Raw genomic sequence first — 16,195 nt, forward strand, 5'->3', positions numbered from 1 at the left:
AATTAAAAAAGGGAAGAAGCGAAGCGACTTTAGTTTTCAGTCGCAGTCTCAGTCGTCAGTTCGAGTGTTCCGATGAAATCGGAATGTATCGAGAACTATAATTCATAACTCATAATTAAAAATGTATTACGCAGTAATTTTCACATCAACACGCACCGAAGTAGAAGAAGGCTATGCCGAAATGGCTATGCGTATGGTTGAATTAGCAAAACAACAAGCTGGTTTTATAGGTTTAGAAAGCGCTCGAAGTGAAATTGGAATAACTGTTTCGTATTGGGAGAGTTTAGAAGCCATAAAAGCTTGGAAAGATAACACCGAACATCTTTTGGCACAAGAAAAAGGAAAAACGACTTGGTATAAAAACTATAAAGTTAGAATTGCTAAAGTGGAACGGGAATATGAGTTTTAGAATAATAATTATTTGATAAATTTCTCTATTTCTGATGTAGAAATTATTATTAAGGAACCGCCAACATTCAAGCAAGATGAAGGAATGCCAAATTCAACATGAAAAGCCATATTATTAAATTCGTCAAAACTAATACCCATTTCATTAATTTTATAATATCTAAAATTAATGTATTTCATACAATCACTAATTTCAGAAATTTTCATATTAGACTCGTATTCTATTTTTAGTTTTTCATTAATAATTTTCTCAATTTTACTCGAATTGTTGAATAATTCTGAATTCTGAATTTTTATGTAATTTCCGTTTGATAATTTAAATAATTCATATTCATAAAAATAACGTCCTTTAAAATCAGGAGTTCCTACAGAAATAGTTTTGTATTTTTTAAAAATACAAGTTTTTGTAATAATTGAGTCTGTATTTTTTTCTTTTTCAGTTAATTGGATATTACAAATAATTTCAAGTTTTGAAGACTTTTTTTGACCAATTACATTATAAGAAATTAATATGATTGGGATTAAAATTAAATATTTTTTCATAAAAATGATTTAAAAACCCCAAGCTTTCACTCGGGGTTGGGTATTAAATTTCTCTTAATTTGCTTAGTTTTTCTTTCCACAATTTCAGTTCGTCTTTGTGGCGTTCAATATTCTTTTGAACTTCTTTCAAGAAAGGATTGTCTTTCTTCGCACTCGTAATAAACTGAATGTTATTTTCTAATTGGAAAATCTCATTTTGGACTTCATCAATTTTCTTGCGAATGAAGTATTGTTCTTTTTCTAGTGCTCTTCCATCTTCGTTTTCAACCATTTGCTCTAATTTGGCATCAAACTTCATTAATTCTGTATCTTTTTTAGATAAGCTTAGTTTTTCAAACAATGCATCTAATATCTTATTGAATTTTCCTTCAATATGACGACGATTAAAAGGAACTCTACCAATAGCTTTCCATGCTTCTATATGAGCTTTTATGGCATCTAAATCGGTTTTGTGATCGCCTGTTAATTCAAAAGATTTTAAATTTTCTAAATAGTCTTTCTTTTTATCAAAAGCTTCGATTTCAACTTTGTTTTCTTGATTTCTTACTTTATGTAAACGATCAAAATAATGGTTACAAGCATTTTTAAAATCAGCCCATATTTTATCTGAATATTTTCTTGGAACATGTCCAATTTTTTTCCATTCATCTTGAATTTGCTTCATTACTGGAGTAACTGCATTGAAATCTTCGCTATCTTTTAACGATTCGGCTTTTTCAACTAAAGCTAACTTTTTGTTTAAGTTTTCTTGTTGCTCGTGTTTGATGTCTTTATAAAACGAATTTTTATTAGCATTAAAGGCACGAACAGCTGATTTAAAAGCATCCCAAGTAGCTTCGTTTACTTCAGCAGGAACACGACCTGCTTTGAAGAATTGCTGACGTAATTCTTCCATTTTTTTAATTTGAGCTTGCCAACCATTATGCGAACTAATACTTTCGTTTCCTAAAGCTTCAATAGCTCTAATAATGGTGTTTTTGTTAGCTAAATTATCGTGCTCGCGTTCTTTTGCCTTTGAAAAGAAAGCTTCACGTTTATCGTGCATTTGTTTGGTTAAGTCGCTAAACTCGTTCCAAATAGCTTCTCTTTCTTCTCTAGCAACTGGACCAATTTCTTCTTTCCAAACACGGTGTAACAATTGCAATTCGCGGAATGCTTTCATTACATCTTCTTCGTTCACTAATTCTTTAGCGCGCTCAATAATAGCTTGTTTTTGCTCTAAATTGTTTTTAAAGTCAGAATCTCTTGCTTCTTTATCAAGATGAATTAAATCGTAAAAACGTTCGATGTGGAAATGGTAATTGTTCCAAACGATATTGTATTTGTCTCTTGGAATTGCACCCGCCGATTTCCATTGCTCACGAATATCGTTTAACTTCTTAAACATATCAGCAATTGAATCAGATTCATCTGGATGATCAACTAAAGTTCTTAGTTCTTCAATTAAATCATTTCGCTTTTGAAAATTGCTTTTTAGATTTTTTTGAAGTTGATTATAGTGTTCGTTACGTTTATGTTTGTATTCTTCATAAACCGAATCGAATTTATTTTTTAGAGGGAAATGATATTCGAATTCTGCGTTTTCATCCGTATTTTCAGCATTAAATTCATCTCTTTTTTCATCAATTAAATGATGATAATGATTCATAAATGCTTTACGGATTTCTTCTGCATGATCTTTAATAGCCATAACTTTATGGTTATTAACTAGCTTCTCTAATTCAGAAACTAAGTCTTCCATAGTCATTGACTCATAATCCAATAGCGGAATATCGTGTTTGTCTTTTACCGTATCGTCTTCGCTTTCTTCTGCATTAGAATTGTCAATCTCATCTTGAGCGTTTTTAGGTTGTGTTTCCACAAAGTTTTCTGACGTTTGGTTTTCTTGTCCATCTGCTTCATGCAGGTTATCATTCTTTTCTTCTAACATTTTTTAAATGCTTAAGGTTACTAATTGAGCCCGAAGATAATAAAGCAAGTGCAGAAATTCAAAGGAAATTCGTTAAATGTATGTTTTTTTACGTGTAACGAATGTTTTTTAAAATGCTATATTTCTATTTATTCCAAATTTTCCAAGCTTTTTCTGCCTGAAACACTAGCATCTCATATCCGTTTTGAACTTTTGCCCCTCTTTCTTTAGCTTTTTTCATGAATGTAGTTTCTTCAGGATTATACACTAAATCAAAAGCAATATGTTTGTCTGTAAACAATTCGTAAGGTAGTGGTGGACAATCTTCAACTTTAGGATGCGTACCTAATGGAGTTGTATTTATTATGATTTGATAATCATCAAAAACTTCGTCATTCAATTCTTCATAGGAAAGTTCATATTCAGAAGGAGTTCTAGAAACAAAATCGAACTCTATTTGAAGTCTTCTTAATGCATAAGCAATCGCTTTGCTCGCACCACCTGTTCCTAATATTAAGGCTTTTTTATGATGTTTTTCAAGTAGCGGTGAAAGTGCTTTTCTAAATCCGTAATGATCTGTATTGTGACCTTTTAATTTTTTGTTTTTTCCAATAGAAATAGTATTTACAGCACCAATTTTTTTAGCTGTTTTTGAAAGTCCATCTAAATAAGGAATAATTTCTTGTTTGTAAGGTATAGTGACATTTAAACCTTTTAAGCCTTTAGTTTCGCCAATAACTTTAGGAAAACCTTTAATAGATTCTAGATCAAAATTTAAATATTCACAATTGTCAAAGTGAAGAATAGCAAATTTTTCAGTAAAATATTTTTTTGAAAAAGAATAACTGATGTTTTTGCCAATTAAGCCATATTTCAATTGTTTTTTTTGCTTTTTCTTCTTTGCCATTGCTCTATTTTTTACCTAATTTATATGCAATTTTTTCCAAACCAAAAATTAATAAAAATCCGATTATGACCATAATAATTGCTAAAATAATTTTTGGTTCGCCATCGAAGTTTTGGGGTAAAATGCTTCGTTCGATAAATGGAACTGTTTCACCATGACTATTTAAACGAGTTTCTAAAACTTCTTTCCAAGGCCAAATTTTATTTAATGATCCAATCATAAAGCCTATTAGCAAAGCTAAAGTTGTGTTTTTATGATGTGCAAACATCCAAGTTAAGACTTTTGAAAATAATTTTAAGCCTAATAATGCACCAAGTGCAACGGTACCAAGTTTTAAAATAGCGGTTGATATAACATCAAAATTACCAGAAATTAATCCATTTTTAATATCGTTAAATGATCCGAAAATAGTTGCGTACGAACCTATTAATAGTAAAATAAAAGCGCCAGAAATTCCAGGTAAAATCATAGCAATTATAGCTATGAATCCGGATAAAAACAAAAAAATATAGCTATCTGGAGAATGAGTTGGCTCAGCTATTGTAATATAAAATGAAAGTATTGTCCCAATTAATAATGAAATGATACTTTTTGGGGACCAATGCGTGATTTCTTTCCAAATAAATAAAATACTGGCTAAAACTAATCCGAAGAAAAACGACCAAACTAAAATAGGCTGAATTTTCAATAAATTAGTAATTATAATTGAAAACGTAAAAAGACTTGTCGCAATTCCAATGCCAAGTGCCAATAGGAAATTTCCATTAATAGCACCCCAAGTGGCTTTTAAGCCATTTTGTCTTAAATGTTTGATAACATCTAAATTGATTCTGTTAATGCTATTAATTAATTCTTGGTAAATACCTGAAATAAAAGCTATTGTACCACCAGAAACACCAGGAACAACATCAGCTGCACCCATAGCCAATCCTTTCAAAAAAATTAAAATATAATCGGGAAATAGTTTTCTCATTTTTACATAAAAAAAGTCACTCTTAAACAAAAGTAGTTAAAGAATGACTTTCAATTGGTTTTTGTAGGTTATTTTAATTTAAAATTTTCAATTTGTTGTTGCACTTCTTCCATTTCCCAAGTTACAGGAAAAAACTCATCTAATATTGTATGATTATTAAAGTTTAGATGAAGTGCATTTGTAAGGTGAAATTTGCCTTTATCTTTTTCGTCTAACATATAATATAAACCTGCTAAGCGGTATTCAATTTCATATTCATCAGGAAATACTTCTGAAGCTTGTAAAAGAATATCAATTGCAGTTTCAAATTCGCCTAAATAGTGTAACATATTTACCCATAGGATGAAAGTGTCTAAATTTATATCGCCACTTTCAAAGGCTCTACGGTAACCAACTTCAGCTTCTTCATAAAAATGTAGCGCTTGGTTTATTGCAGCATATCTCTTCCAATAGAAACTATTTTCACCATCTATTCCAATTGCTTTATTAACATAGTAAAGTGCTTTTTGGAAGTCTTTTTGACGAATGTAAAAATCTGTTATAGCAATCCAACCTTTATCTAATAAAGGATCTTCATGAACTGTTTTGTGATAATATTTTAAAGCTTTTTCTTTGTTATCTAATTTTTCAAAACATTTACCAATTCTCAAATAAGCAAAAGATGTTGGATCATCTAATTCAAGAGTCGTTTTATAACAATCTATTGCTTCTTGGTACTTTTTAAGCTTTTCAAGTGATTTTGCTTTTTCCATATAAGCACCTAAAAATACATCATCAATGATTGTTGCATAGTCGAAAGCCCAAACGGCTTTTTCGTAATTTTTTAAGGCATAATATTGGCGACCTAATTGATGCCAAGCAACTTCACTATAAGGATTTTTATCAATATACTTTTCTAGGTATTCTATTGCCTTTTCATTTTGATCGAGAAAATCATAACAATAAACTACATTGTATAATGCAGAATAATCCAACTCATCTTCATCAAGACATAAAATAAAGTAATCTTTGGCTTTTTCTAAATCATCCATGAATAGATATTCCATGCCAATCATAGAGTAAACATCAGCTAAATCATCTGTATATTTTAGAGCGATTTTAAGCGTTTCAATTGCTTTTTCGTGGTTGTCTCGCTTTGAATGGATTTGTGCCTGTTGTATAAAAATTTCTTCGTTTGTAGGTTCTAAGGCATATAATTCTATCAAAAGTCTTTCGGCAAGGTCTAATTTGTCTTCATACACTAACATTTCAACTTGAACTAGCTTTAATCCAGTAGATTTTGGATGTTGGTCTAGACCTAATTTTAGTGCTCGTTTAGCCAAATTAATTCTGCCCGTATCCATGTAATGCAGGATAATATCCTCGAATTCTTCCGAATCAAAAAAGAAAACTTTATTGGTTTTCAACATCGATTCGAACTTGGATAACGAAAGGTTGTTTTCTTCTTCATCGTGACTCAATCTCATATCTTTCTCAGTTTATGGTTTTGTCCTTAACTAAATTAAGGATTAAAACAGGGCATTTGGTTTTAAAAACAAATTGTTTTAAACAATTTAATTAACAATTTGCTATTTCGTTTAATACTTCAATAATAATGCCACAACCTTTGCGTATTTCTTCTTTTGATAGTGTTAGTGGAGGAGTTATACGAATTGCCTTACCTTCGAATAGTAACCAAAATAAGATTACACCTCGTTTATGACATTCAAGGATAACTTGGTTTGTGATTTCCGGACTTTCTGTCATAGCAGCAAGCATTAACCCTTTTCCTCTAACTTCTTTTATAAGGGGATGAACTAAAAGTTCTCTAAATAATTGTTCTTTTTCTAATGCTTCTTGCATCAAATTAGACTCTGTAACTTCTTGTAGTGTTGCTAATGAAGCAGCAGCTATAACTGGATGTCCGCCAAAAGTAGTAATATGCCCTAATTTTGGATCATGACTTAATAAATCCATCATTTCTGCTGAAGCCGTAAATGCGCCAACAGGCATTCCACTTGCCATTCCTTTTCCCATAACTATAACATCGGGAACAACATCATAATTTTGAAAGCCGAATAATTTACCTGTACGACCAAAACCAGGTTGGATTTCATCTAAAATCATTACAGCACCAACTTCAGTACAACGTTGACGTACTTTCTTTAGAAAATCATTTTCCGGTTGGATAAATCCAGCACCACCTTGAATGGTTTCTAAAATAATTCCTGCAGTTTTCGTTGTAATTTTTTCTAAATCATCTTCGTTATTAAAAGTAATAAAATCAACATCTGGAATTAATGGACGAAATATTTGTTTGCGCTCTTCAAACCCCATAACGCTCATGCTGCCCATCGTATTACCATGATAAGCATTAAAACAAGAAATTAACTGACTTCTTCCAGTTACTCTTCGCGCTAATTTTAGAGCACCTTCGATAGCTTCCGTTCCTGAATTTACTAAATAGGTTTTATTTAAAGGTTCAGGTAGGTGAGAAGCTAATAATTTACAAAATTCAGTTGCGGGATGCTGTGCATATTCGCCATAGACCATCACATGAGAATATTTATCGAGTTGTGCTTTTATGGCATCGTTTACACGCTTTGGTTGGTGACCTAAAGTATTGGCTGAAACTCCTGCAACAAAATCTAAATAAGCATTTCCTTCAGCATCGTAAATATAGCTTCCTTCCGCTCTAGAAATTTCCATTGCTAATGGATGTGGAGAAGTTTGCGCTTGGTATTTAAAAAAATCGTTCAGCATTAATCAAAAATTATTCAGCTTTAAGTGTAGGTTTTGGTTTTGGATTGTTCTTATCGTAATCTAATGTTTCAGGTAAAATTTCCATTGGAACATCTTCAATTTTTGCTTTCTTTTTACTTTCGATTATAATTTTTTCATGTAGAACGTTTTCTTCATCAGGAAAAATATCATCTTTCGATTTTATACGTTCGTCGCCTCTCCAAATAAAACCTCTTAATTTTCGAGCATTTTCTGGAAATTCATCTTCGGGATATAAATTACTTTCAACATTATTAAAAGCTGTAACGGTATTTATTTTATTATCAATAATTCCTAAATTGATTTTACTACAAACTTTTTTATCGATTCCAATGAGTTCATTATTTTCGCTTCGCATATAGTAAATAACTTCAGTGTTTTTAACTATATCAACTTCACTTAAAGCATTATCCTTAAACTTTCCATATAAATTTTGACCCTTAATTTGATTATATCCATTTTTACTAATGGTATCTTTTTGAACTAAAAAAGCATTATTTAATACCTTTAACGAGTCTAATTGTTCGTTAGTATTGTTTCCAATTAAATGCATAACATCACCAGTCATTTGGTTTTCTTCATTCCAAATAACTGGCTTCCCGATTAATTGAGTTAAGGCATTTTTGTTGTTTGAATGAATTGAATCGCATTTTCCGCTCATGTCTGTTTTATAAAAACGTACATTGTTGAAAGCACGAATCGTTCTGTCCTCTGGCGGACCAGTAACTAAGATTTTCTTACCATGCATGTAAAGCGAATCGTTTTCAACTTTTGTAATAACAACTGCTCTTTTAGTAAGAATGATTGAGTCTTTTCTGGTTTGGCCATCACGCCACATTTCTGCATAATGTCCTTTAGCAACCATATTATTTATGGTGTCTGTAATTTTTACATTATTAATTGCACGCGAAAAATTTCTGGATTGGTCGTAATACAAATCGTCACCTTCAATAATTTTATTATCGTAAGTAATTTTTGAATTTTTAAGAAGTTGTCCCGTATTGTTTTTAGTATCGTAAAATCCGTTTTCTGTATATATTACATTTCCTTGATTGGTTATGGTTGAAGGTCCGAAAACATAAGCATGTCCAGAATTTTCATAATAGTCAAGATGATTTGTTTCAATTTTAGCTTTCGGATTAGTTACAACAACCTTCGTATTAAATTGATATTTTTTTGATTGCACAAAATAACGACCAGATTTACTTTTCAAAGTATTTTCTTTATTTACGATTGTGCCGTAGCTGTTGTAAAAAGCCATCTGGTTCTTTTTGTCAAAATATATAGTGTCTGTAGTTAGAGTTGATTCTGGTGAACGTAAAAAAACATCACCAGTAGCGAAAGCTAATTCTTTAGTTCCGTCATATTCGGCATATCTACTGTTAAGTGCAACCGAATCGCCTTGATTAATTCGAACGTTACCAAAAGCTTTTACATAATTTTCTTTATCAAAATAATACGCTTTATTACATTTTATATTAACGCCCTTGTGAACAACATTAACATTACCTGTAAATACTGTTGCCCCTGGAATTTCATCTTGATTTCGATCAACAAAATCTGAATTCTCAATTTTTATTTTATCATTTTCTTGTTCGTTTTGTGCAATAGCACTAATAAAAACAAAGAAAACTATAAATATGAATATTATATGTTTTTTCAATCTAATATATTTTGGTTCAAAAATAAGTAAAAACTAGAGATAGCGTTTCTTATTAAGAATATTTTATAAAAAAAACGCTTTCATTCGAAAGCGTTTTTAGTTTTATTTTACAATAGTTTGTTTTCTATCAGGTCCAACAGATATTACTTTGATTGGGACTTCAAGTTCTTTTTCAATAAAAGAAATATATTCTTTTAATTCTTCTGGTAACTCTTCATACGATGACATTCCAGTTAAATCAGCTTTCCAACCTTTCATTTCTGTATAAATAGGTTGAACATTTTCAGGTTCAATGTTGTAAGGTAAATGATTTATAGTTTCTCCCTTATATTGGTAACCTGTACATACTTTTAATGTGTCAAATCCAGAAAGAACATCTCCTTTCATCATATATAATTGTGTAACACCATTTACTTGAACAGCATATTTTAGTGCTACTAAATCTAACCAACCACAACGACGAGCGCGACCAGTAACCGAACCAAACTCGTTACCAACCTTTGCCATTGTTTGTCCAACTTCATCGAAAAGTTCTGTTGGAAAAGGTCCAGAACCAACACGAGTAGTATAAGCTTTAAAAATACCAAACACGTCTTTCACTCTATTTGGAGCAATTCCTAAACCTGTACATGCACCTGCTGCAGTTGTATTTGAAGAGGTTACAAAAGGATAAGTTCCAAAATCTACGTCTAAAAGTGAACCTTGAGCTCCTTCTGCAAGAATAGATTTTCCTTCTTTTAACGCTTTGTTTAAATATTCTTCACTATCAATAAAGGTAAGTTTCTTTAAAGCATCAATAGCTTTGAAAAACTCAGCTTCCATTTCTTTTAAATCATATTCTAATTCAACGTTGTAAAAAGCAATCATAGCTTCATGTTTATCAGCTAAAGCTCTATAACGTTCTTTGAAGTCGCTTAATTCGGTATCACCAACACGTAAACCATTTCTTCCAGTTTTATCCATGTAAGTTGGTCCAATTCCTTTAAGCGTTGAGCCAATTTTTGCTTTTCCTTTAGAAGCTTCAGAAGCAGCATCTAATAATCTATGGGTAGGTAATATTAAATGAGCTTTTCTAGAAATGAATAATTTAGAAGTAATATCCATGTCAAATTTAGCTAAACCTTCAATTTCTGATTGGAAAACTACTGGATCGATTACAACTCCATTTCCAATTATGTTTACAGCATTTTTGTGAAAAATTCCCGAAGGGATAGTTCTTAAAACATGCTTTATTCCGTCAAATTCTAAAGTGTGTCCAGCATTTGGTCCTCCTTGAAAGCGAGCAATAATATCGTATTTTGAAGTTAATACGTCTACAATTTTTCCTTTCCCTTCATCTCCCCATTGAAGACCTAAAAGTAAATCTACTGTCATTGTGTTGTGAGTTGTTTATTGTTTAGTGTTAGTTTATTTTTCTTTTTTAGTTCCGTAAAAGTAAAGAGAATGAGAGTGAATTTCTATCCCAAACATTTCTTCCATTGTTTGTTTTATTTGCTGAATTCTTGGATCACAAAATTCAATTACTTCACCATCTGTTAAAATAATATGATCGTGTTGTTTGTCGAAATATGATTTTTCGTAATGTGCTTGATTTTGTCCGAATTGATGACGACGAACTAAACCACAGTCTAATAATAATTCTATTGTATTGTAAAGTGTAGCACGGCTAACGCGGTAATTTTTGTTTTTCATTTTAATATAGAGTGATTCTATATCAAAATGCTCGTTAGATTCATAAATTTCTTGGAGAATAGCGTAGCGCTCAGGAGTTTTTCGGTGCGCTTTGTCTTCTAAATATTTTGTAAAAACATCTTTTACAATTTCTTGATTGTTATTTTCCATAGAATTTATACATAATTCGTTGCAAAGATAAAAAAGTTAAAGTTAAGGGATACATGTTTCAACTAATTTATCAAGAAGTTATTCACTATTACTTTGAAAAACTTGATCCCATATTTCTGGGTTTAAATGTTCTGCCATACTATCAGCTCTATATTCTCCATTTCTAACTAAAGTCTCACCATTTGGTTTTATTAAGCAAAACGACCCGCAAACTGTTGGGTAAAGAAATAAATTGTTTCTAAAAAAGTTATTTACATCACTAAAAAAATATTCTTTTTTAGATTTTTTATTGTTTTTAAGTTCGATTTTCTTTTCAAAAAAATTTAAGAAAATAGTATTATTATATTTCTTTTCAATATCTCTTTTTATTTGATTCAAAAAAGCTTTTCTACCAAAAATTAATGATTTTGACATAAAGTTACTATGGTTTACTGAACAAGGGTCATCTAAAAATCGATATTCTATTACATAAATTGTTGAATCATTGTATTTTTTGTCAGTTATATTTTCAATTTCAGCTTTAATAAATTCATAATTAACTTTAAAAGTTGAATATTTTGGAACATTTAATTGATAAACATAACCACTATCTTTTGTTTTTCTAAAAGACAATGAATTATCAGGATATTTATCTTTTAGATAAATTTTTTCTTCTTTAGGTATTTCCTTTCCTTCTGGATCTAAATAATAGTTTGTTTTACTATTTTGAGCAGAAATATTAAAAGTAAAAAGAATGAAGAGTAATAAAAGTTTATTCATATTTAATTTTGGTAAATGCGAGTTACTTTATCAACACCATCTACTTTTTTAATATTATCGATTAATTTTTTTAGAACGCTGTTGTTTTGTACAATTACAGTAATTCGACCTTTGAATATACCAGCATCACCACTTAACGATAAACTTTGAATGTTTACGTGCATTTGATTAGATATTACTTTAGTCATTTCATTGGCTAATCCCATTGTATCAAATCCAGTAATTTCTAAAATAGCTATGAACTCTTCTTGACTAGAATCTATCCATTTTGCTTGAATTATTCTATAAGCGTAGTTTGATTGCATACTAATAGCATTCGGACAATCTTTGCGATGGATTTTTATGCCTTCATTGATGGTTATAAAACCAAAAACGTCATCTCCAGGAATTGGATTACAACAACTAGCCAATTTATAGTCTAACTTTTCTTGCTCTTTTCCAAAAACTAATAAGTCGTACTTCTTACTAATTTCATTTTTAGAAATTTGTTCGTTTTGACCAGAAGGAGAACGCTTAATTGTTTTCTTGAAGAAATTTACTAGAGTATTACTTTTTTGTGCAGCAAAATCTTTAAGCTGTTGGTTTTCAATAGCTCCAATACCTATTCTATAAAATAAATCTAAACTTGTTTGTAATTTGAAATAGTTAACAAGCTCATTTACAACTGATTCGTTTAGAGTTATTTTTAAATGACGTAATTTACGAGTAAGTAGTTCCTTTCCATCTTCTGCAATTCGTCGTGCATTATCATTTAGAACATTTTTAATTTTAGTTCTTGCTCTCGAAGTAGTTACAAATTCAAGCCATTGCGAATTAGGCTTTTGGTTTTGAGAAGTTATAACATCAACTTGGTCACCACTGTTTAAAACATGATTTAAAGGAACTAATTTTCCATTTACTCTTGTTCCGCGCGTGTGTAAACCAATATCAGTATGAATACTAAAAGCAAAATCTAAAGCTGTTGCGCCTTTTGGTAATGATTTAATATCTCCTTTAGGTGTAAATACATATATTTCTTTGGCGTATAAATTCAGTTTAAAATCTTCAACAAAATCTACAGCACTGGAAGTTTGATTTTCTAAAGCTTCTTTTAATTGATTTAGCCAAATTTCTAATCCATGCTCTTCATCATCATCTGCATTTTTGTATTTGTAATGTGCAGCGTAGCCTTTTTCTGCAATTTCGTCCATGCGTTCGCTTCGAACTTGTATCTCTACCCATCTACCTTTAGGTCCCATAACAGTAATATGAAGGGCTTCATATCCAGTGGATTTAGGTGATGAAATCCAATCTCGTAATCTACTTGGACTTGGTCTATAATGATCCGTAACAACAGAATAAATCTTCCAGGCTAAGAATTTTTCATCGTGTGCATTAGATTTATATATGATTCTAAGGGCAAACTTGTCATAAACTTCTTCAAAACTTACATTTTGAGCGCGCATTTTACGACGAATGGAATAAATAGATTTAGGTCGACCTTTTATAATAAAATCAACGCCTTCTTCTTTTAAAGAAGCACTTAATATATCAGAAATATCTTTTATATAAGCGTCTTGTTCTTGTTTTGTTTCTTTAATTTTACTTACAATCTCATTATATACTTCTGGTTCAGTATATTTTAAACCTAAATCTTCTAATTGAGTTTTTATATTATATAATCCTAAACGGTGGGCGAGAGGTGCATAAATATAAAGAGTTTCCGAAGCAATTTTTGCTTGTTTGTAATCAGCCATACTTCCCATAGTTTGCATATTATGCAATCTATCGGCGATTTTGATTAAAATTACACGTACATCTTCGTGTAGTGTAAGTAACATTTTTCTAAAATTTTCTGCTTGAAGTGAAATATCTTGTTCGGTTTTAACCTTTGCAATTTTGGTTAAGCCTTCAACAATCTTTGCAATTTTTGGATTGAACATTTTTTCAATGTCCTCAACCGTAATTTCTGTATCCTCAACCACATCATGCATTAGTGCAGCAGCGATTGAAGTTGCTCCCAAACCGATTTCCGAAGCAACAATTTTAGCTACGGCAATAGGGTGAAAAATATATGCTTCTCCAGATTTTCTTCTTTGATCTTTATGCGCATCAACAGCTACATCAAAAGCTTTACGAATCAATTTTTTATCTTCATCGGAAAGTGTTTGATAGCTTATGCGTAGAAGTTCTTTATATTCTTGTGCAATTGCTTTATTTTCTGCTTCTAAATCTATTTCGGTCATAGCTTTGAGGATAACTTTTGAAAGTTAATACAAAGTTATGAAATGTGCAAGAAAATAAAGTAGTGTTTGATTTAAAACCCTCGTTGTCTTTTTGCTTCAAAAAGTAGGATTGCTGAAGCTACAGAAACATTCATAGAATCGATTTCACCTTGCATTGGGATTATTATATTTGAAGTACTATCTTCTCTCCATATTTCTGTCAAACCTGTTGCCTCGGTTCCCACAACAAGTGCCGTTGGTTTTGTGTAGTCTTGTGTATGATAAGATGTGCTATTTTGTAAAGTTGCCGAGTAGTAATTAATGTTGTTTTCTTTCAAAAATGCAATAATTTCCTCGGAACTTCCAACAGCAATTTGACGTGTAAATAAACATCCGACACTTGAACGAACAATATTCGGATTGTATAAGTCTGTTCTTGGATTTGCAATTATTACAGCATCAATATTTGCCGCATCAGCTGTTCGAAGAATGGCGCCAAGATTTCCTGGTTTTTCTAATCCTTCAGCAATTAAGATTAAAGGGTTTTTAGAAAGTTTTAAATCTTTTAAAGCTAATAATTTTGTTTTTGCAACAGCAATAATACCTTCAGTTGTATCTCTGTAGGCTAATTTTTGATAAACTTCTTTTGAAATTTCGATGGTATTTATTTGTCGATTGACTAGTTCCTTTAAGCTTTCAATTGAAATTATTTCAGGTAAAAATAAAATAGTTTCAATTTCGTATTCTCCTTTTAAGGCTAAATCAATTTCACGTTGACCTTCAATTAAAAATGTGCCATTTTGCTTTCTAACTTTTGATTTTTCCTGAAGTTGAACTAATGATTTAATAAATGGATTTTGAACCGATTCTATTTTTTTCATAACTAAAATAATTATACAAAAGTAAAAAGGCTTTCTTTAATGAAAGCCTTTTTAAATTATTTTCTTTGGTATTTTTCTTTATAACGTTCGTAAAGTTCTGTATGATGCGATTCTAAACTAATTTGACGCCCATCGATAAAGGCGTGCGTAATATTGTTAGTTTTCATATCTAATGCATCACCTTCAGAGATGAAAAGTGTAGCGCTTTTACCAGATTCTAAAGTTCCATAGTTTTCATCAATTCCTAGAATTTTTGCTGTATTTGAAGTGATTAATTGTAAAGCAGTTTCTCTATTTAATCCCCAAGCGGCACAAGTTCCAGCATAAAAAGGTAAGTTTCGGGTTTGCATACGTTCCATATCACCTGCATTTTCTAATCCGACTAAAATACCTTTATCGACAAGAGTTTTGGCATTTTTATATGGTAAATTAACATCTTCATCTTCTAAAAGTGGTAAATCATGTATTCTTCTTAAAAGGACAGAAATATTTTCTTTTTTTAATTCATCAGCAACCTTGTAAGCGTAAAAACCTCCAATAATAGTTACATTTTGTAAATTAAATTTTCTTTTAAACTGAATTGCATCTAAAATTTCTTTTTCTCCATCAGCATGAATATAAAGTGTTTTTTTGTGAGAATCTATACCTTTCATAGCTTCATATGGAATATCTTTCTTTTCACCTGAAGATTTTAAGTAAGCAAAAGCATTTGTGAAAAATTGTTCAATTTCTTCAATTTGTTTTCCATAATTTTTATTGGCTTCAATACCACCAGGTTCTGCCCACCATCCTTTTCTAACATAACTCTTGGGCCAATTTAAATGTATTCCTTCATCATTTTTCAATACTGCATCTTCCCAATTCCAAGCGTCTAGTTGTACTACAGATGATGTACCTGAAATTCTTCCACCACGCGGTGTAATTTGTGCTAATAAAACACCATTTGGTCTAGTAGTTTCAACAAGAACAGATTCAGTATTGTAAGCAATTAAACTTCGAATGTGAGGATTGAACTCACCAATTTCTGATTCGTCATCTGAAGCACGAACTGCATCTATTTCTACAAGTCCTAATGTTGAATTTGGAGCAATAAAGCCGGGATATATATGCTTGCCATTGGCTTCGATAATTAAATCATGCTTACTAGGTTTAATCACTTCGGCATTTCCGATTAAATTAATTTTTCCATCTACTAACGAAATAATGCTGTTTTGGATTATTTGCCCATTTCCAATGTGAGCAATACCACCAATAATTAATATTGATTTTGATTGTTTAGGTGCAGGAGTTTGTTGCGCAAACGAAAACAAACTTATGAATAGTATTATTATATATTTTTTCATTTT

Annotated in this window: 14 protein-coding genes; 1 reads left to right on the plus strand and 13 read right to left on the minus strand. The window is 30.9% G+C overall.

Features of this window, described 5'->3' with window-relative positions; all coding sequences use genetic code 11:
* Positions 1–121 precede the first annotated feature (121 nt).
* Positions 122–409: an antibiotic biosynthesis monooxygenase family protein gene (locus KK2020170_RS07950; protein WP_221257804.1), complete on the plus strand. Its 288-nt coding sequence runs from the start codon at positions 122–124 to the stop codon at positions 407–409.
* Positions 410–417: 8 nt separating this feature from the next.
* Here KK2020170_RS07950 and KK2020170_RS07955 read toward each other — a convergent pair whose 3' ends face one another.
* The 13 genes from KK2020170_RS07955 to KK2020170_RS08015 form a co-directional block, all read right to left on the minus strand.
* On the minus strand, positions 418–951 hold the full coding sequence (locus KK2020170_RS07955; protein ID WP_221257805.1) for a hypothetical protein: 534 nt from the start codon (positions 949–951) through the stop codon (positions 418–420).
* 43 nt (positions 952–994) lie between these two features.
* Positions 995–2,881, minus strand: a complete 1,887-nt coding sequence (locus KK2020170_RS07960; RefSeq protein WP_221257806.1) for a DUF349 domain-containing protein — start codon at positions 2,879–2,881, stop codon at positions 995–997.
* Positions 2,882–3,005: 124 nt separating this feature from the next.
* Positions 3,006–3,767, minus strand: a complete 762-nt coding sequence (locus tag KK2020170_RS07965; protein ID WP_221257807.1) for a shikimate dehydrogenase family protein — start codon at positions 3,765–3,767, stop codon at positions 3,006–3,008.
* Positions 3,768–3,771: 4 nt separating this feature from the next.
* Positions 3,772–4,740, minus strand: coding sequence for a DUF368 domain-containing protein (locus KK2020170_RS07970; protein ID WP_221257808.1), 969 nt, complete (start codon positions 4,738–4,740; stop codon positions 3,772–3,774).
* A gap of 68 nt (positions 4,741–4,808) precedes the next feature.
* Positions 4,809–6,206, minus strand: a complete 1,398-nt coding sequence (locus KK2020170_RS07975) for a tetratricopeptide repeat protein (RefSeq protein WP_221257809.1) — start codon at positions 6,204–6,206, stop codon at positions 4,809–4,811.
* Positions 6,207–6,297: 91 nt separating this feature from the next.
* The gene (locus KK2020170_RS07980) at positions 6,298–7,482 is read right to left on the minus strand and encodes an aspartate aminotransferase family protein (RefSeq protein WP_221257810.1); all 1,185 of its coding nucleotides are present in this window, start codon (positions 7,480–7,482) and stop codon (positions 6,298–6,300) included.
* A 10-nt stretch (positions 7,483–7,492) separates the two neighbouring features.
* The gene (locus KK2020170_RS07985; protein ID WP_221257811.1) at positions 7,493–9,163 is read right to left on the minus strand and encodes an OstA-like protein; all 1,671 of its coding nucleotides are present in this window, start codon (positions 9,161–9,163) and stop codon (positions 7,493–7,495) included.
* A 102-nt stretch (positions 9,164–9,265) separates the two neighbouring features.
* Positions 9,266–10,537 carry an adenylosuccinate synthase gene (locus KK2020170_RS07990; RefSeq protein ID WP_221257812.1) on the minus strand — a complete coding sequence of 424 codons (1,272 nt, stop codon included), beginning with the start codon at positions 10,535–10,537 and terminating at the stop codon, positions 9,266–9,268.
* 33 nt (positions 10,538–10,570) lie between these two features.
* A complete protein-coding gene (locus KK2020170_RS07995; RefSeq protein WP_221257813.1) occupies positions 10,571–11,005 on the minus strand; it encodes a Fur family transcriptional regulator in 435 nt (144 codons plus the stop codon).
* Between the two features lie 78 nt (positions 11,006–11,083).
* Positions 11,084–11,764, minus strand: a complete 681-nt coding sequence (locus KK2020170_RS08000; RefSeq protein ID WP_221257814.1) for a hypothetical protein — start codon at positions 11,762–11,764, stop codon at positions 11,084–11,086.
* Between the two features lie 2 nt (positions 11,765–11,766).
* Complete coding sequence (locus KK2020170_RS08005) at positions 11,767–13,989, minus strand: RelA/SpoT family protein (protein ID WP_221257815.1); 2,223 nt, start codon at positions 13,987–13,989, stop codon at positions 11,767–11,769.
* A gap of 71 nt (positions 13,990–14,060) precedes the next feature.
* Complete coding sequence (locus tag KK2020170_RS08010; protein ID WP_221257816.1) at positions 14,061–14,849, minus strand: TrmH family RNA methyltransferase; 789 nt, start codon at positions 14,847–14,849, stop codon at positions 14,061–14,063.
* A gap of 56 nt (positions 14,850–14,905) precedes the next feature.
* Positions 14,906–16,192: an amidohydrolase family protein gene (locus KK2020170_RS08015; protein WP_221257817.1), complete on the minus strand. Its 1,287-nt coding sequence runs from the start codon at positions 16,190–16,192 to the stop codon at positions 14,906–14,908.
* Between the last annotated feature and the right edge of the window lie 3 nt (positions 16,193–16,195).

Origin of the sequence: Flavobacterium okayamense, from assembly GCF_019702945.1 — a bacterium.
GTDB lineage: Bacteria > Bacteroidota > Bacteroidia > Flavobacteriales > Flavobacteriaceae > Flavobacterium > Flavobacterium okayamense.

Coding starts and splice junctions, on each gene's coding strand:
- KK2020170_RS07950 (WP_221257804.1), top strand. CDS start 122: ATGTATTACGCAGTAATTTTCACATCAACACGCACCGAAGTAGAAGAA.
- KK2020170_RS07955 (WP_221257805.1), bottom strand. CDS start 951: ATGAAAAAATATTTAATTTTAATCCCAATCATATTAATTTCTTATAAT.
- KK2020170_RS07960 (WP_221257806.1), bottom strand. CDS start 2,881: ATGTTAGAAGAAAAGAATGATAACCTGCATGAAGCAGATGGACAAGAA.
- KK2020170_RS07965 (WP_221257807.1), bottom strand. CDS start 3,767: ATGGCAAAGAAGAAAAAGCAAAAAAAACAATTGAAATATGGCTTAATT.
- KK2020170_RS07970 (WP_221257808.1), bottom strand. CDS start 4,740: ATGAGAAAACTATTTCCCGATTATATTTTAATTTTTTTGAAAGGATTG.
- KK2020170_RS07975 (WP_221257809.1), bottom strand. CDS start 6,206: ATGAGATTGAGTCACGATGAAGAAGAAAACAACCTTTCGTTATCCAAG.
- KK2020170_RS07980 (WP_221257810.1), bottom strand. CDS start 7,482: ATGCTGAACGATTTTTTTAAATACCAAGCGCAAACTTCTCCACATCCA.
- KK2020170_RS07990 (WP_221257812.1), bottom strand. CDS start 10,537: ATGACAGTAGATTTACTTTTAGGTCTTCAATGGGGAGATGAAGGGAAA.
- KK2020170_RS07995 (WP_221257813.1), bottom strand. CDS start 11,005: ATGGAAAATAACAATCAAGAAATTGTAAAAGATGTTTTTACAAAATAT.
- KK2020170_RS08000 (WP_221257814.1), bottom strand. CDS start 11,764: ATGAATAAACTTTTATTACTCTTCATTCTTTTTACTTTTAATATTTCT.
- KK2020170_RS08005 (WP_221257815.1), bottom strand. CDS start 13,989: ATGACCGAAATAGATTTAGAAGCAGAAAATAAAGCAATTGCACAAGAA.
- KK2020170_RS08010 (WP_221257816.1), bottom strand. CDS start 14,849: ATGAAAAAAATAGAATCGGTTCAAAATCCATTTATTAAATCATTAGTT.
- KK2020170_RS08015 (WP_221257817.1), bottom strand. CDS start 16,192: ATGAAAAAATATATAATAATACTATTCATAAGTTTGTTTTCGTTTGCG.